Here is a 25,556-nt window from a genome sequence, read left to right on the forward strand (position 1 = left end):
GCGCCTCGCTTGTCCTTCCCCTGAGGTCCGGATAGCTCATGAGCAGATCAGATCATGTGTCCAACGCCAGCAGGCGGGGGCCATCGCAACGGCAGTTGCGGGTGGGCGAACTCATTCGCCATGTGCTCAGCGAATTGCTGGCGCGCGGTGACGTCCATGACCCGGTGCTGGAATCGACCATTGTCACCGTCACCGAGGTGCGCGCCTCCAACGATCTGCGCAATGCCAGTGTCGCCATCGAGCCCTTGGGCGGCGAGGGCGAACAGGAAGTGCTCGAAGCCCTCAGGCGCAACCGCAAATATCTGCGCGGTGAGCTTGGCAAGCGCATGACGACCAAGTTCACGCCGGACCTGACTTTCGAAATCGACAAGAGCTTTGCCGAAGGTGCCCGCATTGACGGCATCCTGCGGTCAGCGGACGTGGCGCGCGACATCGAAGAAGACGAGAAATAGCCCATGGGCCGTCGCAAAAAAGGCCTGCCTGTCTCTGGATGGGTGGTGGTGGACAAGCCGCTTGGGCCGACCTCAACCCATGTGGTGTCGAAGGTCCGTCGCGCGTTCAATGCCCAAAAGGCGGGCCACGCCGGCACGCTGGACCCGTTGGGCTCAGGCATTCTGCCGGTTGCGCTGGGTGAGGCGACCAAAACTGTTCCCTATCTGGTGGACGCCACCAAGGACTACCGATTTGCCGTCCACTGGGGCGAGCAGCGCGACACCGATGACCGCGAGGGTGACGTGACCGCCACCAGCGATGTGCGCCCCACCAAAGATGCCATTCTGGCCGCTTTGCCCAAATATGTGGGCGAAATCAGCCAAATTCCGCCCAAATACTCCGCCATCAAGGTCAATGGCGAGCGCGCCTACGACCTGGCCCGTGACGGCGAGGAGGTCGAGCTCAAGGCCCGCACGGTCGAGATCCACGATCTCAAGCTGATCGACCAGCCGTCCAACGACGAGGCTGTGTTTGAAATGACCTGCGGAAAAGGCACCTATGTGCGGTCCCTGGCGCGCGATCTGGCGCAGGATTTAGGCACTTTTGGCCATGTGGCGATGCTGCGCCGCCTGCGGGTCGGCCCATTCAGCGAAGAAGACGCTGTAGCCCTTGATGTTATTACGGAATTTCCAACTCAAATAGCGGTGGAAACTGCGCCCGATATGGGCAATAGTCCGCCCGCGCCAGACCCCAAGGCGCCTTTTTTATTGCCACTTGAGACCGCGCTGGACGACATCCCGGCCCTGGCCGTGAGTGGCAATGATGCGGCGCGATTAAAGCAAGGTCAGGCGGTTCTGTCGCGTGGACGGGACGCACCCATCGTCAAAGGCACAATATGCGCCATGCTTCACGGGCAACCCGTTGCCCTGTGTGAAGCACGACAAGGTGAGTTACAGCCCACGCGCGTTTTCAACCTCCCCTCTTGAGGGGAGTTTTAGACCGCGCTGCGTCATGAACGCAGCGCCATAGAAAGGAAGCCCGATGTCGATTACACCTGAGCGCAAATCTGAGCTCATCAAAGAATACGGCACCAAAGACGGTGACACTGGGTCACCCGAAGTGCAGGTCGCAATCCTCACCGAGCGGATTTCAAATCTGACGGATCACTTCAAAGGCCACGGCAAGGACAACCATTCCCGCCGCGGACTGCTGAAGATGGTCAGCCAGCGCCGCCGGTTGCTGGACTATGTGAAGGCAAAGAACGAGCCGCGGTACAAGGATCTGATCCAGCGCCTCGGCATTCGTCGCTAGCACGCAAAACAAGCGCCCGCCCTTGGAAATCCCAGAGGCGGGCGTTGTTGCTCAAAATCCGTATGCGGATCATCGGGAGGGCTCGATTGATGCACATGCGGTCCGGGTGTTGGAGAAGGCTCCGCTCCCGGCATCTTGGCGGCCCAAGGCAAACGAATGCCCCCGCCAGTGCCACATGACGGCACACGATTAGGAAACTGAAACTATGTTTGATATCCACAAGCAAGAAATTGAATGGGGCGGGCGCACGCTCACCCTCGAAACCGGCCGCATCGCCCGTCAGGCTGACGGTGCAGTGCTGGCAACCTATGGTGAGACATCTGTTCTCGCCACAGTCGTCGCGGATCGCCAGCCCAAGCCGGGCCTGGATTTCTTCCCGCTGACAGTGAACTATCAGGAGAAGTACTACGCAGCGGGCAAGATCCCCGGCGGCTTCTTCAAGCGTGAAGCACGCCCGACTGAAAAAGAAACACTGACATCGCGCCTGATCGACCGTCCGATCCGCCCGCTGTTCGTCAAAGGCTTCAAGAACGAAACGCAGGTTATCGCGACTGTTCTCAGCCACGACCTTGAAAACGATCCTGACATTGTGGCGCTCGTTGCCGTGTCTGCTGCTCTTACTATTTCCGGTGTGCCGTTCCTCGGCCCCATCGGTGGTGCACGCGTTGGCTACAAGGATGGTGCCTACTCCCTGAACCCGACCGTGGACGAGCTTGCTGAAAGCGATCTTGACCTTGTGGTTGCCGGCACAGGCGACGCGGTGCTGATGGTTGAATCAGAAGCCAACGAGCTGGACGAAGACGTCATGCTCGGCGCTGTGATGTATGGCCACAAGGAAATGCAGCCGGTGCTTGATATGATCATCAAGCTGGCTGAAGGCGCTGCCAAAGAGCCGCGCGACTTTACAGCCCCGGACAACTCAGCCCTTGAAGCCAAGGTGCGTGAGATTGTTGAAGGCGACCTGCGCGCTGCCTATCAGATTGCTGACAAGGCCAAGCGCCAGGAAGCTGTGGCTCAGGCCAAGGACAAGGCCGTTGAGGCATTGGCCGACGGCTCCGAGGGCGCACCGGATGCATCTGCAATCGGTGGATCATTCAAGGCCATCGAGTCCGACATTGTGCGTAACTCGATCCTCGACACAAGCAAGCGCATCGACGGCCGCGGCCTTGCTGATGTGCGTCCGATCCTGTCGGAAGTGTCTGTTCTGCCACGTACGCACGGTTCCTCGCTGTTCACCCGTGGTGAAACCCAGGCGCTGGTTGTGGCAACCCTGGGCACCGGTGACGACGAGCAGATGATTGATGCTCTGTCGGGCACCTACAAAGAAAACTTCATGCTGCACTACAACTTCCCGCCTTACTCTGTGGGTGAGACGGGTCGCACAGGCTTCACTGGCCGCCGTGAAATCGGTCACGGCAAGCTGGCATGGCGTGCCCTGAAGGCGCTGCTGCCTGCCAAGGACGAATTCCCCTACACCATTCGTCTGGTGTCGGAAATCACCGAGTCCAACGGCTCGTCCTCCATGGCAACAGTCTGCGGTGCATCGCTGTCCATGATGGACGCAGGTGTTCCGCTCAAGCGTCCGTGCTCCGGCATTGCCATGGGCCTGATCAAGGAAGGCGACAAGTTCGCTGTCCTGTCAGACATCCTCGGCGACGAAGATCACTTGGGCGACATGGACTTCAAGGTGGCTGGGTCCGAAGCGGGCATCACGTCCCTGCAGATGGACATCAAGATCACCGGCATCACCGAAGAGATCATGCGCACAGCGCTTGATCAGGCAAAGGGTGGGCGCATGCACATCCTCGGTGAAATGTCGAAGGCCCTGACATCCGGCCGCGAAGAAGTGGGCGAGTTCGCTCCCCGCATCGAAGTGATCACTGTGCCCAAGGACAAGATCCGTGACGTGATCGGCACCGGCGGTAAGGTCGTGCGTCAGATCGTTGAAGAAACCGGCGCCAAGGTGAACATCGAAGACGATGGCACCATCTCCGTTGCCTCCAGCGACGCAGCCTCCATCAAGGCGGCTCTCGACTGGATCAAGGGCATCACGGCAGAGCCGGAAGTTGGTGAAATCTATGACGGCAAGATCGTCAAGGTCATGGACTTCGGTGCCTTCGTGAACTTCTTCGGCCCCAAGGACGGCCTCGTCCACATTTCCCAGCTTGCGCCTGAGCGCGTTGAGAAAGTGTCTGACGTGGTCAAGGAAGGCGACACTGTGAAAGTGAAGCTGCTGGGCTTTGATGATCGCGGCAAGGTGCGCCTGTCCATGAAGGTTGTGGATCAGGAAACCGGCAAGGATCTGGAAGCCGCCGAATAAGCTTCCTCGAACCTGAACAAATTGAAACGGGCGCTGGCCATGAACCAGCGCCCGTTTTTCGTTATGGTGCCCATGTGCAAAACACGGATGCACCAATGAAGGGATACCAGGATGCGACTTCTGACAGCCATCATCATCATGATTGCATTTGCCGCTCCGGCACACGCAGCCGACGACTGGCGCAGCGTCGGCCATCCCTATGATGTTGAACGCATAGACACGGTGGCCGCAGCCATTGCCCAGGGCAATGCGGAAGCCAAAGGCAAGGGCTCTGGCTATGAGCAGGCCGTGGCAAAGCTGCTGATGGCGGCACCCGCCGGCAACATCGACACCAGGGCCATGGTCGGAAACTGGCAGTGCCGCACCATCAAGGTGGGTGGTCCTTTCGTGGGGCTGGTCATCTATGACTGGTTCAAATGCCGCATCGACGAACGCACCGGCACCCTGACCGTGACGAAGGTCACCGGGTCCCAGAACTTTGCAGGCACTCTCTACACAGATGGCCCCCGGCGCATGGTGCTGCTGGGCGGCGGTTATTATGGCTATGAAGCCCAGCGGGCCTATCAGGCGGGTGACAGCGCCGACGGCAAATCACCGGACAACCGCGACAAGGTCGCAACCGTCGAGATGCTGGGACCTAACTGGCTGCGGTTTGTGTTCCCGTACCCCGCCCGCGAAAGCACCTATGACATCATCGAGTTCCGGCGTGACGGATAGGGGCAACGGGTAGCCATGCCAGACGCCCATTACGATGATCCGCGCCTTGCCGCCATCTATGATCTTGGCAATGGCTGGAGCGAGGACAGCGACTATTATCTGGCGCTCGCAGGGACCAGACCCTGCCGGGTTCTGGATATTGGGTGCGGTACCGGCATCATCACCGACGCGATAGCCGCCCGCGGACATGTGGTCGTCGGCGCAGACCCGTCACCGGGCATGCTGGCGGTGGCCCGCGCCAAGCCGCAGGCCGACCGCATTCAGTGGGTGGAGAGCGACGCGCAGTCACTGGACCTTGGCGAGACATTTGATCTCATCATCATGACCGGTCATGCGTTCCAGACACTCGCCACGGACCGGGACATTGAAGCAGCGGCTGCATCCATCAAGCGTCACCTGGCGCCTGATGGCCGCGCGGTGTTTGAAAGCCGCAATCCGCTCATCGACTGGCCATCCAGATGGGCCTACGGGGTTGATCTTGAAGCACCACAAGGCACGGTCCGTGAGACACGTGAGTTTCTTGGGGCTGACGCGGGATGCATGACGTTTGACCTGCGCTACAGATTTCCCGGTGGGGCAGAGCTTGTATCCCGCAGCGTCCTTCGCTTTGCAGAGCGCAAGACCATTGAAGCCGTGTTCCGCACCGCAGGCCTGGTGCCCGAGCATGTCCACGGTGACTGGGATGGATCATCCTTTGATGCCGCATCGTCACCTGAGATGATTTTCCACATGCGTCACGCCTAGGTCGCCGAACGATCTGGTCCGCCGCATCCCCGGACTTGATCCGGGGTCCACTCTCGGTTGCTGTGCAGGCCGTGAGCTGCTAGTCGGCCCTTCGGTCTATTTGTTCTGCTAATGCCAATGAACTTTGTAACTGCACCATGAACTTGCAGATAGAGAAGACCATTTCATCCAATCCCACCTCAAAATAGTGAAAGTCCTCAGAACTGTACTTTTGATAAGAATCAAGGTCTCGGTCCCAAACCACTCCCTTGCCCCCAACGAAAATCACCTTACCGCCTTCATTGAAAATGATGGCGTTGTAGTAGTCGCTGACCCCATAGCCAATTTTCTGCGAATTGTTGCGCAGGTCGGCGAGAACTTCGATTGAAAGTGCCATGAAGTCCGCCGGCTCTATCGTGTCTTCGATATGATCCTTGGTGAATCTAATGACGATGTCAGTCAAGCGATACGGCCAAACCCCAAAATTCCAGGATTCAGAGGTCTCTCCATGAAACTGTCTCGTCCTACCGAATTCAATTATTTCCTCGATCCGCATCAGAGGGCCTCACTCCGGTAATCGCGATTGAGCACTAATAACAATCAAAGGAAGGTCGGCAAAGCGCAGCTTTTGTTCGATGTCATTCCGGCAGGCAAGACGGCAATTTTGCCCCCCGCATCAAGTCCGGGGCTACGGAAAAAATTTCAGGAATCTATCCCCGGTCTTTTGGGCGGCCTCATACTGGGTACGCCTCGTGCTTGAGGGCATCCCGGACCGTCCGGGCTTGGGCATGGGGGCGGATGGCCTTGTGGGCAGCGTGCGGGTAACGAACGCAGGTGACCATGAGGCGGCAAAGGCTCGGCCCGGCGCGTAAAGTAAGATCGCCCCGGTGGACGTGCATGCGGACGCGGCACATGGCCAGACCGGTGTCGGAATGCATGTGTGACCGGTAGCAAGGCTGCGGTGGAATTAGGTGAGGTAACGCTTCGCCCCATCGTTTGTGTCTGAGCCGAAGACCATCCGTAACGGGAGCGCTGCTCATGAGCGGCACTCGATACATAGTTTGATCACAACGGCCGGGCTGCCACGGCAGCGCTCCCGTTCTCCCTTGCCTGAGACACCTCTTGAATGCAGCTTTTAAATATGCATATACATATTACAGATGATCAGGAGACAGCCATGCCGACAAGGACCGACAGAAAAGACCTGCTGGACATCGGCCAGAACTGCGCCGCGCTGCGCACGCGCATGGCTGCGCGCGGTGTCACCCGCGCCTATGATGCCGCGTTGCGGCCTCTGGGCATCAAGATCACCCAGTTTACTTTGCTGGTGACAGCCAAATACGAAGCGGAACTGTCCATTGGCGACATGGCGGATTTTCTGGCCATGGAACGCTCAACCCTGACCCGCAATCTCAAGCTGCTGGCGGACATGGGGCTGATCGAGATGCGCAAGGGCTCAGCCCCACGCACAAAAGTGCCCGTCATTACGTCCAAGGGCGACGCGCTGCTCACACAGGCCATCCCGCTGTGGCGCGATGCCCAGGCCCGCCTGACGGCTCACATCGGCAAGACACGCTGGAAGGATGCCCGCGCCTTGTTGACGGATCTGTCTCTGGCTCCCGTCTAAAGAAGTCTAGAGCAGTCATCACGCAGCCCGCGCACCCCCCCTCTCACTATCAAATATGTATATACACTAGTAGGAACACCTCATGGCCCTCGAAGATCAGCCAGCCATCATCCGCTACCGTGAAAGCGCCGCCGCGAGACAGCAGAGCAGGTCCGGCGCGCAAATCGATTCTGAATGGCTGAAGGCGTTGGTCATGGAATGCGGTGCGGATGACGCGGGCTTTGTCGCCATCACCCGCGAGGAGCTGCAACCGCAGCTCGGCAAACTCACCAAGCTGATGCCGCAGGTCAAAACCTTGGTCAGCATCTGCTGCCGCATGAACCGCACAGCCGTGCAAAGCACCACCCGGTCCATTGCCAATCACGAGTTTCACGAAACCTATGACGAGGTGAACCATGTGGCCCGCAAGCTGGTGCGGCGCCTGAGTGATGAAGGTTATGAGGCCATGAACGCGGTCGCAGCCTTCCCCATGGAAATGCAGAACGCGCCCGGCGATACCATCCCCATTCACCACAAGCCCATCGCCGAAGCAGCAGGCATCGGCAAGATGGGTCTGCACCGCAATGTCATTCATCCCAAATTCGGCAACTTCATTCTGCTGGACACGGTGCTGATCGCCCACGACGTTACCGAACAGAGCGCGGCCCTCGACTACAGTCCCTGCATCGACTGCAAGCTGTGCGTCTCCGCCTGCCCGGTCGAGGCCATCGGCATGGATGGCTCGTTCAACTTTTCAGCCTGTTACGCCCACAACTACCGCGACTTCATGGCCGGCTGGGCGGACTGGGTCGACCAAGTCGTCGAAGCAAAGGACCGCGATGATTTCCGCACCCGCGTGACACCCGGCGAAACGGCGTCTGTCTGGCAAAGCCTGTCTTTCAAGCCCAACTACAAGGCGGCCTATTGCGTCGCCGTCTGCCCGGCGGGAGAAAACGTGCTGGGTTCGTTTCTGGAAGACAGAGTCGCCTACAACCGCGACCACGTGCAGCCCTACAAGGAGCTGACCGAAACGGTTTATGTGCTGCCGGGATCGGACGCGGAAGACTCAGTGCCCCGTCGCTACCCCCACAAGACTGCCACCCGCGTCGGCTGGACCATGGATGCCACCGAGATATTCAGCTTCCTGTTCAACCTGACACTTACCTTCCAGCGCCGTCAGGCGCGCGGTGTGTCGCAAATCATCAATCTGGTGCTGCCGGGCAGGGACGGGGACGACAATCCGCTCGAAGCCAGCCTGCGCATCCAGGACCAGCGTCTGGAAATTCTCTACTGGCATGCGCCCGAAGCAGATCATCACTTCACCTGTTCACAGGACACGTTCATAGCCATGTTCCGTCATGACTTCGATCTGGACACGGCACTGGAGGCGGGAGACATCGCAGGCGACATGGACGCTCAGGCAATCCGTAAACTGATCAAATGTTTTCCGAAGTACGGCTATCTGCCGCCGCAGATATTGCAGGCGGGGGACTAGTAATCCATCCGCCCGAACAGATCGTCATAAGGCACCATCACATGGGTGCGGTACGCCTCACGCTCGCTCAGCCGCGCATACAGCGCTTCCACATGGGGCAGGCTCGGCCGGTCAATCGGCATGGTGAGATAGCGAAACAGCGTTGCGCCCGCGGGCATGTCTGCAAGGGTGAGACTGTCACCGGCTATGTAGGGCGTGCCTTCAAGATGCGCATTCAGCGCGGTAAAGCCCGCATGGCACCGCTTGAAGGCACCCTTGAGAAAAGCCGCATTCCGCTTGTCTTCAGGGGTGCGGTAATACGCCCAGAAGATTTCCAGCAGGCTCACCTGGAGGGTTGTTGTGGCCCATTCAATCCAGCGATCCTGCACCGACCTCTTATAAGGGTCAGCCGGCCACCAGGTATCACCATCATGCTGGGCTGCCAGATAGCGAAGAATGGCATGGGATTCCCACACAGCGCCGTTCTCGTCCTCAATGACGGGAATCTTGCCGTGTGGATTGCGCGCCAGAAAGTCCGGCGTGTCCAGACCGCCAAATGTACTGCCCGCATCTATGTGGGTGTGCTCAAGGCCAAGCTCGCCAATGAGCCACATGACCTTCTGGACATTCTGAGAATTACGACGCCCCCAGACTGTCAGCATGGCAATGGTTCCCTATGTGGTCGTGATGTCGACGGCCTTGCTGATGGCTTCGGCCAGCGTAGCCTCACTGAACGGCTTGGTCACAACAATGCTGTCTGGAAACTCGGTGCGCAACTCTTCTGATTGCCCGTAACCGGTTGCAAACACAAACGGCACGCCTGCATCGAGCAGCGTGCGGGCCACCTCATCGCTGCGCTCGCTGCCCAGATTGACATCCAGCACCGCGAAGGAAATGTCGGCTTTGCCGATGATGCTCTGCGCCTCTGCCACGTTGGCCGCCGTGTGGACCATCTTGGCCCCCATGCGTTGCAGCATCTGCTCAGCATCAAGGGCAATAATCATGTTGTCCTCAAGCAGAAGGGCTTCACCACTCAACACAGTGCTCTGCTGCGGCGCCGTATCCACCGGCGGGGCATCGCTGGTGGCAACCGTGTCCTCTGCTGCATCCTCGATCAAAGCTGCGGGTAGGTTGAAGACCGCCTGAAGCCCCTCTGGCGCAAAGTTGAGTTCCGTCGAACCTTTGAGTTCATAGGAGATCGATTTTTCAATGATGGTGGAACCAAAGCCGCGTCTGGTGGGTGGGGTAACCTGCGGGCCACCGGACTCCCGCCAGCGAATAGTCAAGTCACCGCCCGTGCTGCGCTCAAGTTCAATGGTGACAATGCCGTCGTCGCTGTTGAGGGCACCATATTTGACGGAGTTGGTGGTCATTTCATGCATGACAAGCGCCAGCGTGGTCAGGGCCTTGGGGGCGATACGCGCGTCGTTGCCGTTGATGACCAGTCGGTCCGAGTGACCCTCAACATAGGCCGCAAATTCAGTCTCGATGAACCTCTTGAAGGACGACGCCTCCCAGTTGACCTCGGTGATGAGGTCATGGGCCGTCCCGATGGCCTGGATACGTCCGCCCAATATCTGCGTGTATTGCCCAATGGAGGTCGCATCGCTGGCGCTTTGCGAGATCATGCTGCGGATCAGATTGAGAATGTTCCGCACCCGGTGATTGAGTTCGGCAATCAGGACTTCCTGACGTTCCTGGTCGCCGCGCAGCTCCTCATTGGTGGCATCGGACATCCTGAGAACAACCTCAAGAATACCGGCGCGCAGACTGTCCGCCAGAGCCAGTTCTCCATCGTCCCAGGGCGTGGACTGGCCGCGCACGATTTCCTGCCAGGCAGCAAAACTCTCACGCGGCGTGAGGCGGGTCGTCCCGTCTTTCACTGTGACAGGTTTGTTTGGGTTACCGGCCCATGAAACAGATTGCGCAACTTCCCTGCGAAACAGCAGCACATAGTCGCGCGGCGTTCTCGATACGGGGAGAGCGAGAACACCGGCAGCAACATCGCGATAGGCCTCAGCGGGCGAATGGAACTTCGACAGGTGATCGGTGGCGTAGACTTCGTTCGCCGCCGCCGTATTGATGAACTTTACCAGTTCCTCCAACTGCTCTTCGTCCGGAACCGCCCCTCGGGAGAGGCGTACACCGTCAATCCAGGCGACAATGCCGTCATGGAGGATGGCCTCTTCAAACGTATTTGCGATGAGATCGAAGTTTTCAGGAATCGATCTGTCCGGCGCAAGCTGGGTGCTCAGCTGTTCGCACAGCCGCTGCCCGCGCTCTTCACTCTGCCGCGCGTGACGCGAGATGTGGTTCTCAATCAGAAAACCAAACATCTGCCCCCATAGCTCCGCTGCGGAGCGAAGCCGATAGTGCAGCACATGAGGCTGGGTGTGGTGACACGCGATCAGTCCCCAGAGCTTGCCGTCAACGATGAGGCTGATCGACATGGAGGCACGAACACCCATGTTCCGCAGATACTGAAGGTGAATGGGCGAGACGGCGCGCAGACCACTCAGGGACAGATCAAGCGGCTCCCCACGCGGATTTTGCTCCGGGATAATGGGGTACGGTCGCGCGTCCACATCACTGATGATGCGCAGAAGGTTGCGGCGATACAAAGCCCGCGCCTGGCGCGGAATATCGCTCGCCGGATAGCGAAGCCCGACAAACGGTTCCATCTGCGGCTCAACTGCTTCCGCCATGACTTCGCCGGTATCATCGGGATGAAACTTGTAGAGCATCACGCGATCAAAGCCCGTAAGAGCCTTGACCTGCTGCACGCCCATCGACAGCAATGCGTCAAAATCGTCAAGATCGGTGGCACGTCTGATTGCCGATCCGATCAACGCCACGTGGTCGGTGGCGTCAGACGCATCATGCGGTTCGATGTCGAGGATCACAGTGCCGTTGATCTGATGAACGCCGACGTCATAGGCCGTATCGGTGGCTGTCAGCAATGCGATGTCGAAGTGGCGATCAACCGCCTGCGCCCCGGCAGAGATTTGCAGTCCGTGTTGAAAGACACGGATTGCATCCGTACTCACAATGTCTGCCAGCGGTGTGCCGATGATTTTCTCCGCCTCGGCGCCAAGCACCTGTTCGACATTCAAGGAGGCGTGACAGATCATCCAGTCGGAAGACACCGCGATCAGGCATCCGAAAGGTTGTACATGTGCAGCGAACTGAATTTGTTCTCGGTCGCAGTTCGTCAGATCGACCTGGGGTGTCTCATTGCCGGTAAATGTTTCCACGTTCGTCCTGCTTCGTCCTGGTCACAGCACCCTCAAAGCGGTCGAACATGTACATTGCCGAGCAGACAACTTGATCCTGTATCTCCCCATCAACTATGGAATCCAAGTGATCACATAGTTGGCGCCAGGCGCCTTGCGGGAGTGGTCGGGTCAGGTAGTGCGGCACGCGCGCACCGCTCTGCTTGGCGGCGAACCGCTTGGCGAGAACCTGACCTCCAAGACGCGAGCCCGCTATAACATATGTTATCCCCAAGACGTGGTGTGACGCGTCAAGCGGCAGATCGAAAACTGCGGGGTTATCACCGGAAACCGCCAGATCCTGCCGCAAATCTGCTTCAAGAAGCCGAACCTGCTCAGACCATACACGGGGCAAAAAGGACACAGGGCCGGACACTTCGTGCGCGCGGTCCAGAAAGGGAGCCACGTTGGACAAAGCCAGCGCATGGCTGTGCAGAAAAATGCGGCGATCGGCGTTGGAGTGCAGGTCCAGTTGATCAAACCGCTGATCCACCCGCTGATGGTGTGCATCAGTCGCCTGCTTCAGGTGGCGCCGGAATCCCGTTCCGGTCACGCCGTCATGATGTGATCTTGGCTCAGGCCTGCTCACTCGGCCGCGTCAGTGGCAGCGGATGTGCCGGATGCATCATTGTCCGCGTTCGCACCATTGCTGCGGCCACCATTGCGGGCCTTGGCAACCTTGGCGTAGCCCTTGCCGACCAGATCCTTGTCGAGATCGCGCGCCTGCGGCATGCCCACCACATTGTAGCCTGCATCCACGTGATGCACTTCACCGGTGACGCTGCGCGACAGGTCCGACAGCAGATAGAGACCGGCACCGCCGACATCTTCCAGTTCTATGGGCTGCTTCAGTGGTGCGTGAGTGAGGTTCCAGTTCAGCACGGTCTTGGCGTCTGAGATCGCAGAGCCTGCCAGCGTGCGCATGGGACCGGCAGAAATGGCGTTGACGCGAATGCCGTCACGGCCAAGGTCAACGGCCATGTAGCGAACGGAGGCTTCAAGGGCAGCCTTCGCCACACCCATGACGTTGTAATTGGGCATGACGCGTTCAGCGCCTGCATAGGTCAGCGTCACCATGGAGCCGCCGGCCCGCATCATCGGGGCCGCGCGGCGCGCGATATCCACGAAGGAGAAGCAGGAGATGTCCATGGTCTGATGGAAGTTCTTGCGCGTCGTGTCGAGGTAGCGGCCCTTGAGCTCATTCTTGTCCGAATACGCAATGGCATGAACCAGAAAGTCGAGTTGACCCCATTCCTTCTCAAGCTCACCAAAGACCGCATCAAGAGACGCCTCGTCAGCCACATCAGCGGGCAGAACGAGTTTGGAGCCGACACTTTCCGCAAGCGGTGTCACCCGCCGGCCAAACGCGTCGCCCTGATAGGTAAAGGCCAGTTCTGCTCCCTGATCAGCGCATGCTTTCGCGATGCCCCAGGCAATGGAGTGATCATTGGCGACGCCCATAATGAGGCCGCGCTTGCCTTGCATAAGATTGCCAGTCGCTGACATTAGTGGGTTTCCCCCGTCCCCGAACGCAGGCCGAACCGGCCCTGAACCCCAATGGGGCTGTTAACCAAAATCAAGATGCTCATCCCTTGCGCCGCCTTAGCCATTGTAGCGCTTGAACACGAGCGAACCATTTGTGCCGCCAAAACCAAAGCTGTTTGAGAGGACACAGTTAAGCTCCGCATTATCAACCCGTTTCCTGACGATGTTGGCGTCCGCCAGGACCGGGTCGATTTCCTCAATATTTGCACTTTCACAGATGAACCCCTGGTCCATCATGATCAGTGAATAGATGGCTTCATGCACACCGGCCGCGCCCTGGGCATGGCCCGACAGCGACTTGGTGGCTGAAATCGGTGGCATGTCCGCGCCGAAGACTTCGCGAATGGCGTTCACTTCGGGAATGTCACCGACCGGCGTCGAAGTGGCATGCGGGTTGATGTAATCAATCTTCTCGCCCACACCGTCGAGGGCAATGCGCATGCAGCGTGCAGCGCCTTCACCAGAGGGGGCCACCATGTCGGCGCCGTCGGAGGTTGCGCCATAGCCTGCAACTTCCGCGTAAATCTTCGCGCCGCGTGCCTTGGCCACTTCAAGCTCTTCAAGCACCACAACGCCGCCGCCACCGGTAATGACAAAGCCATCGCGGTTGGCGTCATAGGCGCGTGACGCCTTGTCGGGTGTGTCGTTGTATTTGGAGGACATGGCCCCCATCGCATCAAACAGTGATGACAGCGACCAGGCGAGCTCTTCGCCGCCGCCGGCAAACATGCGGTCCTGCTTGCCCCATTGAATCTGTTCCGTTGCATTGCCGATGCAGTGCGTGGAGGTGGTGCAGGCCGACGCGATCGAGTAGCTCGGGCCCTTGATCTTGAACAGGGTCGAGAGGTTGGCGGAGATGGTCGACGACATGGCCTTGGGCACACTCGTTGGACCAATCTTGCGCGGGCCTTTCTCGCGGGTGATGTCAGCGGCTGCCACAATGGCTTTCGTGGACGGCCCGCCGGAGCCGAGGATGGCGCCGGTGCGCTCGTTGGAAATCTCGTTTTCTTCCAGGCCCGCATCGCGGATGGCCTGCTGCATGGCGAGGTAAGCGTAGGCCGCACCATCGCCCATGAAGCGGCGCGTCTTGCGGTCGAGCACTTCCTCAAGGTCAATCTTGAGGGTGCCGGCCACCTGGCTGCGGAAACCCATATCCGTGTAGGTCTGCTCGGCAACAATCCCGGACTTGGCTTCGCGCAGGGACGCGGCCACTTCCTGAGTATTGTTTCCGATCGACGACACGATGCCCATGCCCGTTACGACAACTCGCCTCATCAAGATACCTCTTCAACCCAAATGTCAGTTTGCGCGATTGCGCCCGAAGTCCCTGCCGTCAGCACTTATGCCGTGGACAGGCCCACGCGCAGATCCTTCGCCTCAAAAATGTCTTCGCCGTCCGCGCGGACAATGCCGTCTGCAATGCCCAGCACCAGACGCCGGTTCACCACCCGCTTGAAGGTGACATGATACGTCACCAGCTTGGTCTCCGGCACAATCTTGCCGCGGAACTTCACTTCGCCCACACCTAGCGCAAACCCGGCACCCTTGGCGCCGGTCCAGCCCAGATAGAACCCCACCATCTGCCACAGGGCATCAAGGCCCAGGCAGCCCGGCATCACCGGGTTGCCTTCAAAGTGGCAAGGGAAGAACCAGAGGTCCGGCTTGATGTCGAGCTCGGCAATCATCTCGCCCTTGCCGTTCTCACCGCCATCAGCGTTGATTTCGGTGACCCGATCAAACATCAGCATCGGCGGCAGCGGCAGCTGGGCATTGCCCGGCCCGAACAGGCGCGAATGACCGCATTCAATGAGGTCGTCATAGGTGTAACTGGACTTCTGGGGGCCTGAGGCGTGCTGAACTGTGGTCATGAGGTCGGTATCGGTCCTGGCGCGTTTTGCATTCTTGATATTCGTTGCTTAGCTCGCGTTGGTAGCACACGCGAGGGATTAGCAAAAGCGAGCAAAATCAAGCAAAACTAAGGCCGAAAATCCTTGCATCTGCTCGCCAGTAAGGGCCTGTGTGATGTGAAGACTTATCCCCGCCCCCGCATTTGACCGGAGAATGTCCCGATGATCACAGTTCACCACCTCAACAACTCGCGCTCGCAGCGCATTTTGTGGCTGCTCGAAGAGCTTGGCGTTGAGTATGAAATCAAGTTCTACAAGCGCAATGAGATCAACCGCGCCCCTCCGGAACTCAAGGAAGCGCACCCGCTGGGCAAGTCGCCGATCATCGAAGATGGTGACAACATGATTGCCGAGTCAGGCGCAGCGGTCGATTACCTGATCCGCACCTATGGCGGCGGCAAGTACATGCCGGCGCCCGGCAGCGCCACTTTTGAAAAGTACAATGAGTGGATGCACTACGCGGAAGGCTCCGCCATGGTGCCCTTCCTGATGAAACTCTTCACCTCCATGCTGGGCGAGGGTGGCGAACCGCTGCAGCCTGTCATCGACGCGGAAATCACCCTGCATCTGGGCTACATGAACGACGCCCTGGGCTCCAACCTGTTCTTCATGGGTGATGATCTGACCGGTGCCGATATCATGCTGACCTTCATCTGCGAAGCAGCCGACAGCCGCATCGGCCTTGACGGCTACGACAACCTGATTGCCTACACCCAGCGCATGCACGACCGCCCGGCCTATCAGCGCGGCCTGGAAAAAGGCGGACCGTATGAACTGATCCGCACCCGCGAAGACGACTAGGGTGCACGCCTGAAGGATAAAGCAATGGCAGCACCCGACCTGCGCCGGACCGGCAGGGTGATCCTGATGGACCCGACCTACCGGGTGCTGCTGCTGCGCTTTGTGGTCACGCAGAACGGCCAGCCCTTTGAGTTCTGGGCAACCCCCGGCGGGCGCGCCGAAGACGACGAGAGCGATCTGGAAGCGGCGATCCGCGAGCTGGACGAAGAACTTCGGCTCTCCGTTGCGCTCGAAGGCCCCGTGCATGTCCACGAAAGCACCTTTGAAGTGAACGGCAATGAGTGGCGCGGTCGGGACGTTTTCTTCCATGGCGCATGCGCCGCCGGCGACCCGGTTTTCACCGGTGGAACGGAAGAAAGCGAGCGCGCCGCCCTGCAGGAAATGCGGTGGTGGACGCTTGATGAGATCGAAAAAACCGCAGAAACGGTATTTCCGCCGGATCTGGGGGCGGTTTCCCGCTCCCTCGTGTCTTGACAAGTCCTTGAGGCACACCACATTTTGGGTGTTGTTGTAATCATTCCAAAGAGGGATGGGCCCCGTGGCTCACCTCTCGTCTCAGGGCCGCCCTTCACTTCGGGGCTGAAATGCCATGACGAACCCAGTTTCCACATCCCCCAAATCGGCTGGCCCCGCGTCAGCCAGTGAGGCCGCCATGAGCGGTGACCGGCCCTACGCCCAGACGCTTCAGGCGCTGCGCGACAAGGGCCTGCGCCCCACGCGTCAGCGGCTTGCTCTGGGGCGGTTGCTATTTGACGGCGGCGACCGGCATGTGACGGCCGAAGCGCTGCACGCAGAAGCCTCCAAGGGCGGTGTGCGGGTCTCTCTGGCGACGGTTTACAACACCCTGCACCAGTTCACCGATGCGGGCCTGCTGCGCCAGGTCGTGGTCGATGGCGGCTGCACCTATTTTGATACCAACCTCAGCGATCATCATCATTTCTACCATGTGGATGATGCGCGCCTTGAAGACATCCCCGGTGACGGCATCACCGTGACCGGGCTTCCGCAGGTACCCGACGGTGCTGCGCTGGAGCGTGTCGAGGTGATCGTGCGTGTTCAAAGCGCGAAAACCGATGGCTGACGCCGATAGGTCTTTGGCTTCAAAGACTTGGCGCAAAAGCGCCGAAACCGGTCTCCAGTAGCTGCGAATTGATCGCAAAAATACTTTCTAAAACAAAGCGTTTGGGCACTGTTTAGACCTGTTCCAGTCTTGACAGGGCAGGGCCTGCTACTACGTTTGCAGGGTATGGCGATGGCCCGCGGCCGCCTGTGCACAGGCACCTGCGCAGCCAGTGTCGCCCGAGTTTCGATGAGGAGGATCCCCTAAAATGTCACTCGCAGAATCCAAGACCCTGGATAATTTGAAAGAAGCGTTTGCCGGTGAAAGCCAGGCAAACCGCCGCTACCTCTACTTCGCGCAGAAGGCGGATGTTGAAGGCTACAACGATGTTGCAGCCGTATTCCGGTCCACCGCCGAAGGTGAAACCGGTCACGCACACGGCCACCTCGAGTTCATGGAAGAAGTCGGTGACCCGGCAACGGGCGAGCCAATTGGCGCCACCGACAAGAACCTGAAGGCAGCCATTGCCGGTGAAACCCACGAGTACACAGACATGTACCCGGGTATGGCCCGCACGGCACGCGAAGAAGGCTTCGACGAGATCGCTGACTGGTTCGAAACACTCGCCAAGGCTGAAAAGAGCCACGCTGGTCGTTTCCAGAAAGCCCTCGACGGCATGGACGCCTAAGTCACGTCCGACAGACAAAAGGGCCGGGACATGTTCCCGGCCCTTACTTGTTCCCATATCGCGATCTTCCAAAAGACACAGGCATAAAGACCCATGGCAGAAGGCAGCCTAGAAGCACCCACCCGGCATCCCATCGACTGGACCAGCGACGAGTTTTACGACGAGGCGAAGCTCGACGAAGAACTGCGGCGCGTCTTCGACATCTGCCACGGCTGCCGTCGCTGCTTCAATCTGTGTGACTCGTTCCCCCGGCTGTTCGACATGATCGACGACAGCGAGAGCGGTGAACTTGATAGCGTCACGTCAGATCAGTTCGGTCCCGTAGAAGAAGCCTGCACCTTGTGTGACATGTGCTTCATGACGAAGTGCCCCTACGTGCCGCCCCATGAATTCAATCTCGACTTCCCCCATCTCATGCTGCGCTACCGCAAGGTACGCACCAAGAATGGCGACGCAGGAAATGTCACCGCGCGTCAGCTGGCCGAGATGGATCGAAACGGCAAGATGATCCGGCCGATTGCGGGCCTCGCCAATTGGGGATCGAAGAAAGACAACAAGCTCACGCGCCCGGTGATGGAAAAAGTCGCGGGCATTGATGCCAAGGCTGAGCTGCCGACCTTTGCGGGCAAGACGCTTATGATGCGCGCAAAGGCCCACGAAAAGGCAGGCACTCTGGCCCCCGCCGCTGACGGCAAGGCAACGGCCCGCAAGGCGGCGCTGTTTGCCACCTGCAACGGCAACTACAACAACCCGCAGATGGGCGAAGCCGCCCTCAAGGTGTTGGCCCGCCAGGGCGTGACAGCCAAGCCGGTCTATCCCGGCTGCTGCGGCATGCCATTCCTGGAACAGGCCGACCTCGAGCGTGTCGCCGAGCAGGCAAAGAAAGTCTCTGCCGACCTGCGCCCCCAGGTCGATGAAGGCTGGGACATCGTCACTCTTATTGCGTCGTGTGGCCTGATGATGAAATTCGAGTGGCCATTGATTGTGCCTGACGACGACAACGTCATTGCCCTGTCAAAGGCCGTCAAAGACATTGACGAATACATCGTCGATATTGCCAAGAACGAAGGCATCGCAGACGGCATGAAGCCTCTGGACGGCGGTGTTGCAGTTCATCTGGCATGCCACGCCCGCGCGCAGAACATGGGCGCCAAGGCCGTTGAGATGCTCAAGCTCATTCCTGACGCCAAAGTGACGCCGGTCGAGCGGTGCGCGGGACATGGCGGCACATTCGGTGTGCTGAAAGAGACCCACGATGTGGCAATGAAGGTTGGCAAAACCACCGCGCGGAATATCTCTAAGGCCAGCGCCGAACATGTTGTGAGTGAATGCCCTCTGGCCTTGAAGCACATCATGCAGGAAATGGATGAGCTTGGTCTCATAGATGAGAGCAAGCCCAGACCGTCGTCGGCGCATCCGATTGAGTTGCTTGCCCAGGCGTACGGGCTTTAGGTCAGACCCTGACCCCGCGCCTGCAGGCACATGTTTGAGTTAAGGACGGAAATGACAAAGATGCCCCATCCCAGCGAGATCACCCGCGGCGACATCATGTCCATCGAGGACTATGCAAAGGAACGTGCCGAGCGCCGCAAGGCCATGATGCCCGTCAAGCGCGAGCGCCGCATCGAAGTGGGGCCGCACGCGACATTCTACTTCGAGAGCTACGAGACCATGTGGCACCAGATCCACGAGATGCTCTACATCGAAAAAGGTGGCGACGAGCAGATCGAGGATGAACTGACTGCCTACAATCCGCTCATCCCCAAGGGCAAAGAGCTTGTCGCGACAGTGATGTTCGAGATCGATGATCCGATCCGCCGCAAGAACGTGCTCTACAAGCTGGCCGGCATCGAAGAGACAGCCTTCATCGACATTGACGGTGACCGTGTGATGTCTGACCCGGAGCACGACATCGACCGCACATCTGAAGACGGCAAATCATCATCCGTGCACTTCCTGCACTTTCCGTTCACGGATGAACAGATTGCAGCCTTCAAGAAGCCCGGTGCCAAGGTCATGATCGGGTTCTCTCACGAGAACTACCAGCATCTCGCCGTTGTGTCTGATGCCATGATTGCCCGTCTGGGCGGCGACTTCGCCTAAGCCGCGTCAGCCCGCTTCGCGGGCGTAGATGCCGAACAACGCTGTGGCCCGCATGAAACCCTCGTGCGGGCCCATGCGTACGGCGCACCACGTCTGGCTGCAATTGACCAGCGCGCCCACCACGCCGGGCTCCACAAGGGCAACTTCGTCGCTTGCCGTGTCCGGTGCAAAGTGAAGCGGCACCAGGTCGCCTGTGCGCGGTGCTTGCTTGTCAGGTCCAACCACCATGACAGTCCGTTCACCGTCGATGAGGGTGTGGAACACCCAGCCCTGATCCCCATCCACGTCGCGGATACGCCGCCAGTTTTCAAATTCGGCCGTCACTTCAACCGGCACATCCTTGCGCACGAAAACCCACGCAACCTGATGATTGGTTGAGGGCCCGCCGCGCACATTGACGGGGCTCGATTTGATCGACACGAAACGGGGCATTGGCAGGCCGGTCACCGGCCCGATCTGAACGCCGCCGCTCAGCGTGCTGGCGGCACTCGGCTGCGCCATGCTGGCAGGCCCCGTCGCAGCGCCAGCCAGAATGACAACAGCCGCAAACCCCGCACTGCGCAAAAGCGCGCGAAGGGCGTGTGGAAGGTGACGAAGGGAAAAAAACATGTCGGCTGAAATGCGGGGCAAACCGGTATTCTTGTTCTGCTGCCATCGCGGCAATGGGGGATACCCCTTATCGCAAGCACGTTTGGCGCGGGTCAAGCAGCCTGTTGATGCCGAGATGGCCCGCCACCACCTGATATCAAGCCGCTTTGATGCAGACGCATGGGGGTGGTAGGAAAGGGCATGGCGTTGCGCCGTCCCTATTGGCCCTGAGGCAGCTCAGGCACCAAGCGCTTATATCTATCGCTCATCTGTATAAGGTCGCGTCCCGTGCCGCATTCAAAACCCATTGTCACCGTCACCCGCAAACTGCCTGACATTGTGGAAACGCGCATGCGCGAACTGTTCAACACGCATTTGAACATCGAAGACGTAGCCATGTCCCGCGAGGCGCTGGAACAGGCGGTGGCAGACAGCCATGTACTGGTCCCCACCGTGACGGACCGCATCGACGCCGATCTCATTGCCAAGGCGGGCGACGATCTCAAGCTGATCGCCAATTTCGGGGCTGGCGTGGACAACATAGATGTTGAGGCAGCCCACGCCAAAGGCATCACCGTCACCAATACGCCCAACGTCCTGACAGAAGACACTGCTGACCTGACCATGGCGCTGATATTGGCCGTGCCGCGCCGCGTGACCGAAGGGGCGCAGATCATCACCGAGGACAATCAGTGGCAGGGCTGGGCCCCCACCTGGATGATGGGGCACCGCATTCACGGCAAGCGTCTTGGCATTATCGGCATGGGCCGCATCGGCCAGGCCGTCGCGCAGCGCGCCAAGGCATTCGGTCTGTCGATCCACTATCACAATCGCAACCCGGCCAACCCCGCCATCGAGGAAGAGCTGGAGGCGACCTACTGGGATTCGCTGGATCAGATGCTGGCCCGCATGGACATTGTGTCGGTCAATTGTCCGCATACGCCTGCGACCTATCACCTGCTCAACGCGCGGCGGCTGAAGCTGATGAAGCCCGAGGCCTACATCGTCAACACGGCCCGCGGTGAAATCATCGATGAGGTGGCGCTGTCAAAGGCAATTGACGATGGCGAGATTGCCGGTGCCGGGCTCGACGTGTTTGAAAACGAACCCGCCGTGAACCCCAAGCTGTTGGGGCGCCCCAACGTGGTGCTGTTGCCGCATATGGGATCAGCCACCATCGAAAGCCGCACAGAGATGGGCGAGAAAGTCGTCATCAACATCCGCAGCTTCGTCGATGGCAATGCACCACCCGACCGCGTCCTGCCAACGGACGACTAGGTATCAGGGCAGCCGGTGCTCACGAAATGAACGGCCCGGATGGATGCGCACGTGGATAGTCGCGGACTATCTTCAGATAGCGCTTCAACGTCTTGTCACCTGCTGTCAATGTTCCTTGCCGATAGTGGATGGAGTTGAGGATATTCGTATCCTCTCCAACCGTCCTTACAAGGAGCATGTCGGTAATCGCGCACTGTTCCTCATATCGCTTCTGCGATGCGGCAGAGCCGTCCGGCTTTTCAAGCGCGACTGCCGCAAAGGCTTCGTGCTTGCCTGCTTCCGGCAGACCAAAGCCCACCATCGCGCCAAACCAGTGATCTCCGTAAGGACCTTCCTGCCAGAAAATGGACGTGCCGCGAATGCCAAGCGTCCAGTCGATGTCCACGCCGTCCTGATGCTTGCCCTTGAGTTTGTAGCGGAAGCCATAGGGGTTCCACTCCACTGCGTCATGGGGGTCGTCGCCGCCGAAGGACATGCCGTGCACGGCCTTGAAGTGCTGCATGTCAGGCGTGTTGGCGGCAAACACCCACGGGTCACATTGAAAGAGATTGGGCACCCGGATGCTGCGTACGATCACGTCGTCGCTTGGCTTTTCGAAGTCGGGAATATCCCACAGCGGTTCGTCTCCGTTGAATGCCCACACGATGCCGTGTCGCTCCTGGGTGGGAAACTTGTAGAGCTGCGCCATCTTGGGTGCCGGATCGCCGATAAATGTCTTCGCGCAGGCGCCATCTTTGTCATATTCCCACTTGTGAAACGCGCACTGCACATGGTTGCCGGTGACGCAGCCAACAGAAAGATCCGCGCCCACATGCGGGCAAAATGCGCTCATCACCCGAGCCACGCCATCTTCACCGCGCCAGGCAATGACCTTGCCGTCGAGAAAATTCTCGCCGCGAATGGTCCCCACATCCAACTCACTAGACAGGCAGATGGGAAACCAGGATTGGCTGTAGACCCCATTCTCGCCCTCCCGGGGCATCAACTCGCCCGGCCGCACCGTTGGATTGTTCCGCGGCATTTCAATATGCGCACCTTTGGGCCTCGCGCCTGCGCCCGCCATCGATCCATCATCAGGCATGTGTCTGCTCCCGGTTAAGTCACCTGGGAGCAGCTTGATGAGTCAAAATTAGAATATCAAGAAGAATATTATATTTTTGGATTTGCCACATGGAAGACCGGATCAATCACGCTCCCAGCCTGCCACCATGACCCGGGCGCGCCGGTGCATCGCCACCCGCATGGCTTCGTAGGTGGAAATGCCATCCTCGCCGGTCACGTAGGCCTGAAAATGCCGCAGCATGAGCTGGTAAAGCAAGAATGCCATGTCGCCGGGATCAAGCCCGGGCCGCAGGCGGTCCCGCGCGGCGAACCCATCCAGGAGGGCCCGGAACTGTGCCTCGATAAATGTCTGATAGTGCCGATGGACGCCTGCGATCTGCGCGTCGCTGAATGTGTCGGGAATGCTGAAGGCTTCGAGAAAATGTAGGCTTTTCCAGTCATCTTCAAATCTGTGCGCCTCATACAAGGCTGCGATCGCATCCTCCAGCCGCGTCGGCGGATTGGCCAGAATGGTCTGCCCGCGCTCTTCCATCCGCGCTGTTACAGGCGCCAGAAGCGCTGTCATAATACCGCTCTTGGATCCAAAGTAGCTGTAGATCGTGCCGAGGCTCACGCCGGATTCGCGCGCGATATCCTCCATCTTCACCTGGTTGTAGCCCTGCTCTGTAAACAGAGCTTCCGTTGCCTCCAGCACACGCGCCCGGCGGCGCCCCTTGGCCGGAGTTTCGGAAGAGACATTAGGGGTTGTTTTGCTGCTGCGTGTCATGGTCGGACATCTTTGCTCTTTGACAGATCGATCAAAAAATATAATCGTATGGAACAAATTCTATTCTAGGGGGCAATTCATGGCGCGTGAAGAACAGTGCAGGCATTTTTTCGGAGATACGGAAAAAGGCATCGGATTTTCTCAGACGGTGAAGGCCGACAACACCCTTTACGTGTCCGGCGTGCTTGCGGTGGATGACACCTTGGAAATCGCAAGTCCCGGCAACATGGATGCGCAGATCACGCAAGCCTATGCGCTCATAAACGATATTCTTGCGGAGAGCGATGCATCCCTGAAAGACGTGGTGAAGGAGACGATCTTTGCCACAGACCTAGCAGCGCTTGGCGGTGCCTTTGAGCATCGCAAGGCCGCATATGCAGGGGCGGGCGCATATGTGCCTGCCTGCACAATGGTGCAGGTCTCAGGTCTGTTTCTACCCGGTGCGATGGTGGAGATAGAGCTGGTCGCACATCTTTAGAGGCGTCGTCCTCACGCAGTCTTGCAGGCAGCTGCCTCGCAGGACTCGCATAGGTTACCGCTGAACTCGAGATCATTCAGTGTCAAAAACCGTTCGACCCTGTTGTCATCTCCCACAAAGGGCAGCACCAGCGTGCGCTGGGTAAGCATGTCATTGCCCGACCAGCGCGCCGGCCCGGCCATGCAATAAGGCCTGCGGTGTGTGATGCTCCATTTGAGGCGCTCGACGGATGCCTGCGACCCGTCGGTTGGGGTTGGTAGCGGGTTTGCCTCATCCGCCTCCCAGCCGGTCATTTCAACGTGGCTGATATCGCTGATGGCACTGCCCGCAAGTCTGATGACAAAACGCGTGCCACGGTTCTCGACGCCAATGATGGTAATGTAGGGAAGAAACTTGGGCGGGATGGCCGCGGGCTGAATTTTGGACAGGTGCGGCAGATCAGCGTCGCCACGGGCTTTTTCCCAGCGCTGATAAAACTCAGCAAAATTGGCTGATGCCAATTTGCCATCTGTCTCGATGGGACAAAACTGGTCCCCACCTGTACTCATGACGCGTCCTACAACCCAATGTGTCCGACGGTCGAGTATCAATCTCAAAGGTGAAGATAGTCTTGAAAATGCAACCAAAGGGAGTGGTTTTTGATCTGTAGATCGCCTGCGGCGTGCATTACCGGTTGGGGTCCCGCCGCAGCTTTACCCGCCGCACCCGGGTGTCCAGCGCGTCGTACAACAGCAGGCTTCCAGCCAGGCTTGTCCCCGCACCCGTTAACTCCTTGATCGCCTCCATGGCCATCATGGACCCGATGACGCCTGTGAGCGCCCCTACGACACCGGCCTCCTCGCAGGTCGGCACGCTGCCCGCTGGTGGCAGGTCCGGAACGAGGTCCCGATAGCTGGGTGAGGGCGATCCATCTGCCTGCGTTTCCCAGGCCCTGAACACAGCCAGCTGCCCGTCAAACTGGCCGACCGCGCCGGATACTAGCGGCACGTGAGCCGCCGCACATGCGGCATCCACCAGGAAGCGGGTCTCGAAATTATCGCAGCCATCAAGAACCAGGTCATAACCCGCCACAAGCGCTGCTGCGTTGGCGTCGGTCAGCCGCTCTGTATGCGGAACAATGGTCGTATCCGGGTTCAGCGCGTTGATGGTGCGCGCGGCGCTGGACGTCTTTGCTTCTCCCACAGCTGCCGTCGTATGCGCGATCTGGCGCTGCAGATTGGACAGCGATACCGTGTCGTCATCCACCAATCCGATAGTGCCCACACCGGCTGCCGCAAGATAGAGGGCTGCCGGCGAGCCAAGCCCGCCGGCACCGATGATCAGCACACGTGCCTTGAGAAGTGCCTGTTGGCCCGGCCCGCCAATCTCCTTGAGCAGAATATGCCGCGCATAGCGCTCAAGCTGGTCGCCGGTCAGAGCCACAGG

At 59.1% G+C, this 25,556-nt stretch carries 28 protein-coding genes; 16 read left to right on the top strand and 12 right to left on the bottom strand.

Translation table 11 applies throughout. The annotated features are described in order from the left end of the window. Positions 1-38: 38 nt before the first annotated feature. From rbfA to BN1012_RS16240, 6 genes are all read left to right on the top strand, one after another. Positions 39-452, top strand: a complete 414-nt coding sequence (gene rbfA, locus BN1012_RS16215) for a 30S ribosome-binding factor RbfA (RefSeq protein WP_043950385.1) — start codon at positions 39-41, stop codon at positions 450-452. A gap of 3 nt (positions 453-455) precedes the next feature. Next, positions 456-1,418, top strand: a complete 963-nt coding sequence (gene truB / locus BN1012_RS16220; protein ID WP_043950386.1) for a tRNA pseudouridine(55) synthase TruB — start codon at positions 456-458, stop codon at positions 1,416-1,418. Between the two features lie 55 nt (positions 1,419-1,473). Further along, the gene (gene rpsO, locus BN1012_RS16225; RefSeq protein WP_043950387.1) at positions 1,474-1,743 is read left to right on the top strand and encodes a 30S ribosomal protein S15; all 270 of its coding nucleotides are present in this window, start codon (positions 1,474-1,476) and stop codon (positions 1,741-1,743) included. Between the two features lie 205 nt (positions 1,744-1,948). Continuing rightward, positions 1,949-4,063: a polyribonucleotide nucleotidyltransferase gene (gene pnp / locus BN1012_RS16230; protein ID WP_043950388.1), complete on the top strand. Its 2,115-nt coding sequence runs from the start codon at positions 1,949-1,951 to the stop codon at positions 4,061-4,063. Between the two features lie 111 nt (positions 4,064-4,174). Next, positions 4,175-4,780 (top strand): DUF4893 domain-containing protein, encoded by a 606-nt coding sequence (locus BN1012_RS17195; RefSeq protein ID WP_052535532.1) that lies wholly within the window; start codon positions 4,175-4,177, stop codon positions 4,778-4,780. Positions 4,781-4,795: 15 nt separating this feature from the next. Beyond that, the gene (locus tag BN1012_RS16240; protein WP_043950389.1) at positions 4,796-5,524 is read left to right on the top strand and encodes a class I SAM-dependent methyltransferase; all 729 of its coding nucleotides are present in this window, start codon (positions 4,796-4,798) and stop codon (positions 5,522-5,524) included. A gap of 79 nt (positions 5,525-5,603) precedes the next feature. Here BN1012_RS16240 and BN1012_RS16245 read toward each other — a convergent pair whose 3' ends face one another. Further along, positions 5,604-6,059, bottom strand: coding sequence for a hypothetical protein (locus BN1012_RS16245; protein ID WP_043950390.1), 456 nt, complete (start codon positions 6,057-6,059; stop codon positions 5,604-5,606). A gap of 621 nt (positions 6,060-6,680) precedes the next feature. Here BN1012_RS16245 and BN1012_RS16250 point away from each other — a divergent pair. Next, positions 6,681-7,130 carry a MarR family winged helix-turn-helix transcriptional regulator gene (locus BN1012_RS16250; RefSeq protein ID WP_043951266.1) on the top strand — a complete coding sequence of 150 codons (450 nt, stop codon included), beginning with the start codon at positions 6,681-6,683 and terminating at the stop codon, positions 7,128-7,130. Between the two features lie 82 nt (positions 7,131-7,212). Next, positions 7,213-8,604, top strand: coding sequence for a 4Fe-4S binding protein (locus tag BN1012_RS16255; RefSeq protein ID WP_052535537.1), 1,392 nt, complete (start codon positions 7,213-7,215; stop codon positions 8,602-8,604). On the opposite strand, the gene BN1012_RS16260 is transcribed toward BN1012_RS16255, so the two are convergent. From BN1012_RS16260 to fabA, 6 genes are all read right to left on the bottom strand, one after another. Next, positions 8,601-9,245, bottom strand: coding sequence for a glutathione S-transferase family protein (locus BN1012_RS16260; protein WP_043950391.1), 645 nt, complete (start codon positions 9,243-9,245; stop codon positions 8,601-8,603). The genes BN1012_RS16255 and BN1012_RS16260 overlap by 4 nt on opposite strands. A gap of 12 nt (positions 9,246-9,257) precedes the next feature. Then, positions 9,258-11,837, bottom strand: coding sequence for an HWE histidine kinase domain-containing protein (locus BN1012_RS16265; protein ID WP_043950392.1), 2,580 nt, complete (start codon positions 11,835-11,837; stop codon positions 9,258-9,260). Then, a complete protein-coding gene (locus BN1012_RS17200; RefSeq protein WP_052535540.1) occupies positions 11,815-12,408 on the bottom strand; it encodes a biliverdin-producing heme oxygenase in 594 nt (197 codons plus the stop codon). The genes BN1012_RS16265 and BN1012_RS17200 overlap by 23 nt, the downstream gene beginning before the upstream one ends. 32 nt (positions 12,409-12,440) lie before the next feature. After that, positions 12,441-13,361 carry an enoyl-ACP reductase FabI gene (gene fabI / locus BN1012_RS16275; RefSeq protein ID WP_081826470.1) on the bottom strand — a complete coding sequence of 307 codons (921 nt, stop codon included), beginning with the start codon at positions 13,359-13,361 and terminating at the stop codon, positions 12,441-12,443. Positions 13,362-13,457: 96 nt separating this feature from the next. Then, positions 13,458-14,675 (bottom strand): beta-ketoacyl-ACP synthase I, encoded by a 1,218-nt coding sequence (fabB, locus tag BN1012_RS16280; RefSeq protein WP_043950393.1) that lies wholly within the window; start codon positions 14,673-14,675, stop codon positions 13,458-13,460. A gap of 65 nt (positions 14,676-14,740) precedes the next feature. Then, complete coding sequence (gene fabA / locus BN1012_RS16285) at positions 14,741-15,268, bottom strand: bifunctional 3-hydroxydecanoyl-ACP dehydratase/trans-2-decenoyl-ACP isomerase (protein ID WP_043950394.1); 528 nt, start codon at positions 15,266-15,268, stop codon at positions 14,741-14,743. 201 nt (positions 15,269-15,469) lie between these two features. Here fabA and BN1012_RS16290 point away from each other — a divergent pair, with 201 nt between their 5' ends. From BN1012_RS16290 to BN1012_RS16315, 6 genes are all read left to right on the top strand, one after another. Next, positions 15,470-16,108 (top strand): glutathione S-transferase family protein, encoded by a 639-nt coding sequence (locus BN1012_RS16290; protein WP_043950395.1) that lies wholly within the window; start codon positions 15,470-15,472, stop codon positions 16,106-16,108. A 24-nt stretch (positions 16,109-16,132) separates the two neighbouring features. Beyond that, positions 16,133-16,582, top strand: a complete 450-nt coding sequence (locus BN1012_RS16295; RefSeq protein ID WP_043950396.1) for an NUDIX domain-containing protein — start codon at positions 16,133-16,135, stop codon at positions 16,580-16,582. Between the two features lie 115 nt (positions 16,583-16,697). Next, positions 16,698-17,189, top strand: coding sequence for an iron response transcriptional regulator IrrA (gene irrA, locus BN1012_RS16300; protein ID WP_081826471.1), 492 nt, complete (start codon positions 16,698-16,700; stop codon positions 17,187-17,189). Between the two features lie 247 nt (positions 17,190-17,436). Next, entirely contained in the window at positions 17,437-17,856 is a 420-nt protein-coding gene (locus tag BN1012_RS16305; protein ID WP_043950397.1) for a rubrerythrin family protein, read from the top strand. Positions 17,857-17,949: 93 nt separating this feature from the next. Then, positions 17,950-19,308 carry a heterodisulfide reductase-related iron-sulfur binding cluster gene (locus tag BN1012_RS16310; protein ID WP_043950398.1) on the top strand — a complete coding sequence of 453 codons (1,359 nt, stop codon included), beginning with the start codon at positions 17,950-17,952 and terminating at the stop codon, positions 19,306-19,308. Between the two features lie 60 nt (positions 19,309-19,368). After that, entirely contained in the window at positions 19,369-19,959 is a 591-nt protein-coding gene (locus BN1012_RS16315) for a DUF3501 family protein (protein ID WP_043951271.1), read from the top strand. A 6-nt stretch (positions 19,960-19,965) separates the two neighbouring features. Here the strand turns inward: BN1012_RS16315 and BN1012_RS16320 are convergent, their stop codons facing one another. Next, the gene (locus BN1012_RS16320; RefSeq protein WP_043951272.1) at positions 19,966-20,568 is read right to left on the bottom strand and encodes an SH3 domain-containing protein; all 603 of its coding nucleotides are present in this window, start codon (positions 20,566-20,568) and stop codon (positions 19,966-19,968) included. A 330-nt stretch (positions 20,569-20,898) separates the two neighbouring features. Here BN1012_RS16320 and BN1012_RS16325 point away from each other — a divergent pair, with 330 nt between their 5' ends. Continuing rightward, positions 20,899-21,825, top strand: coding sequence for a 2-hydroxyacid dehydrogenase (locus tag BN1012_RS16325; RefSeq protein ID WP_081826533.1), 927 nt, complete (start codon positions 20,899-20,901; stop codon positions 21,823-21,825). Between the two features lie 19 nt (positions 21,826-21,844). On the opposite strand, the gene BN1012_RS16330 is transcribed toward BN1012_RS16325, so the two are convergent. Both BN1012_RS16330 and BN1012_RS17205 read right to left on the bottom strand, forming a co-directional pair. Further along, a complete protein-coding gene (locus BN1012_RS16330; RefSeq protein WP_052535544.1) occupies positions 21,845-22,906 on the bottom strand; it encodes an aromatic ring-hydroxylating oxygenase subunit alpha in 1,062 nt (353 codons plus the stop codon). 102 nt (positions 22,907-23,008) lie between these two features. Then, complete coding sequence (locus tag BN1012_RS17205; RefSeq protein ID WP_052535546.1) at positions 23,009-23,653, bottom strand: TetR/AcrR family transcriptional regulator; 645 nt, start codon at positions 23,651-23,653, stop codon at positions 23,009-23,011. 79 nt (positions 23,654-23,732) lie between these two features. Between BN1012_RS17205 and BN1012_RS17210 the strand changes: the two genes are divergently transcribed. Then, positions 23,733-24,131 carry a RidA family protein gene (locus BN1012_RS17210; protein WP_052535548.1) on the top strand — a complete coding sequence of 133 codons (399 nt, stop codon included), beginning with the start codon at positions 23,733-23,735 and terminating at the stop codon, positions 24,129-24,131. An 11-nt stretch (positions 24,132-24,142) separates the two neighbouring features. Here BN1012_RS17210 and BN1012_RS16345 read toward each other — a convergent pair whose 3' ends face one another. Next, entirely contained in the window at positions 24,143-24,679 is a 537-nt protein-coding gene (locus tag BN1012_RS16345; protein ID WP_043950400.1) for a PAS domain-containing protein, read from the bottom strand. Between the two features lie 118 nt (positions 24,680-24,797). Then, on the bottom strand, positions 24,798-25,553 hold the full coding sequence (locus BN1012_RS16350; protein ID WP_043950401.1) for a HesA/MoeB/ThiF family protein: 756 nt from the start codon (positions 25,551-25,553) through the stop codon (positions 24,798-24,800). Positions 25,554-25,556: the final 3 nt, after the last annotated feature.

The organism is Candidatus Phaeomarinobacter ectocarpi (assembly GCF_000689395.1).
GTDB classification, from domain to species: Bacteria; Pseudomonadota; Alphaproteobacteria; order CGMCC-115125; family CGMCC-115125; genus Pyruvatibacter; species Pyruvatibacter ectocarpi.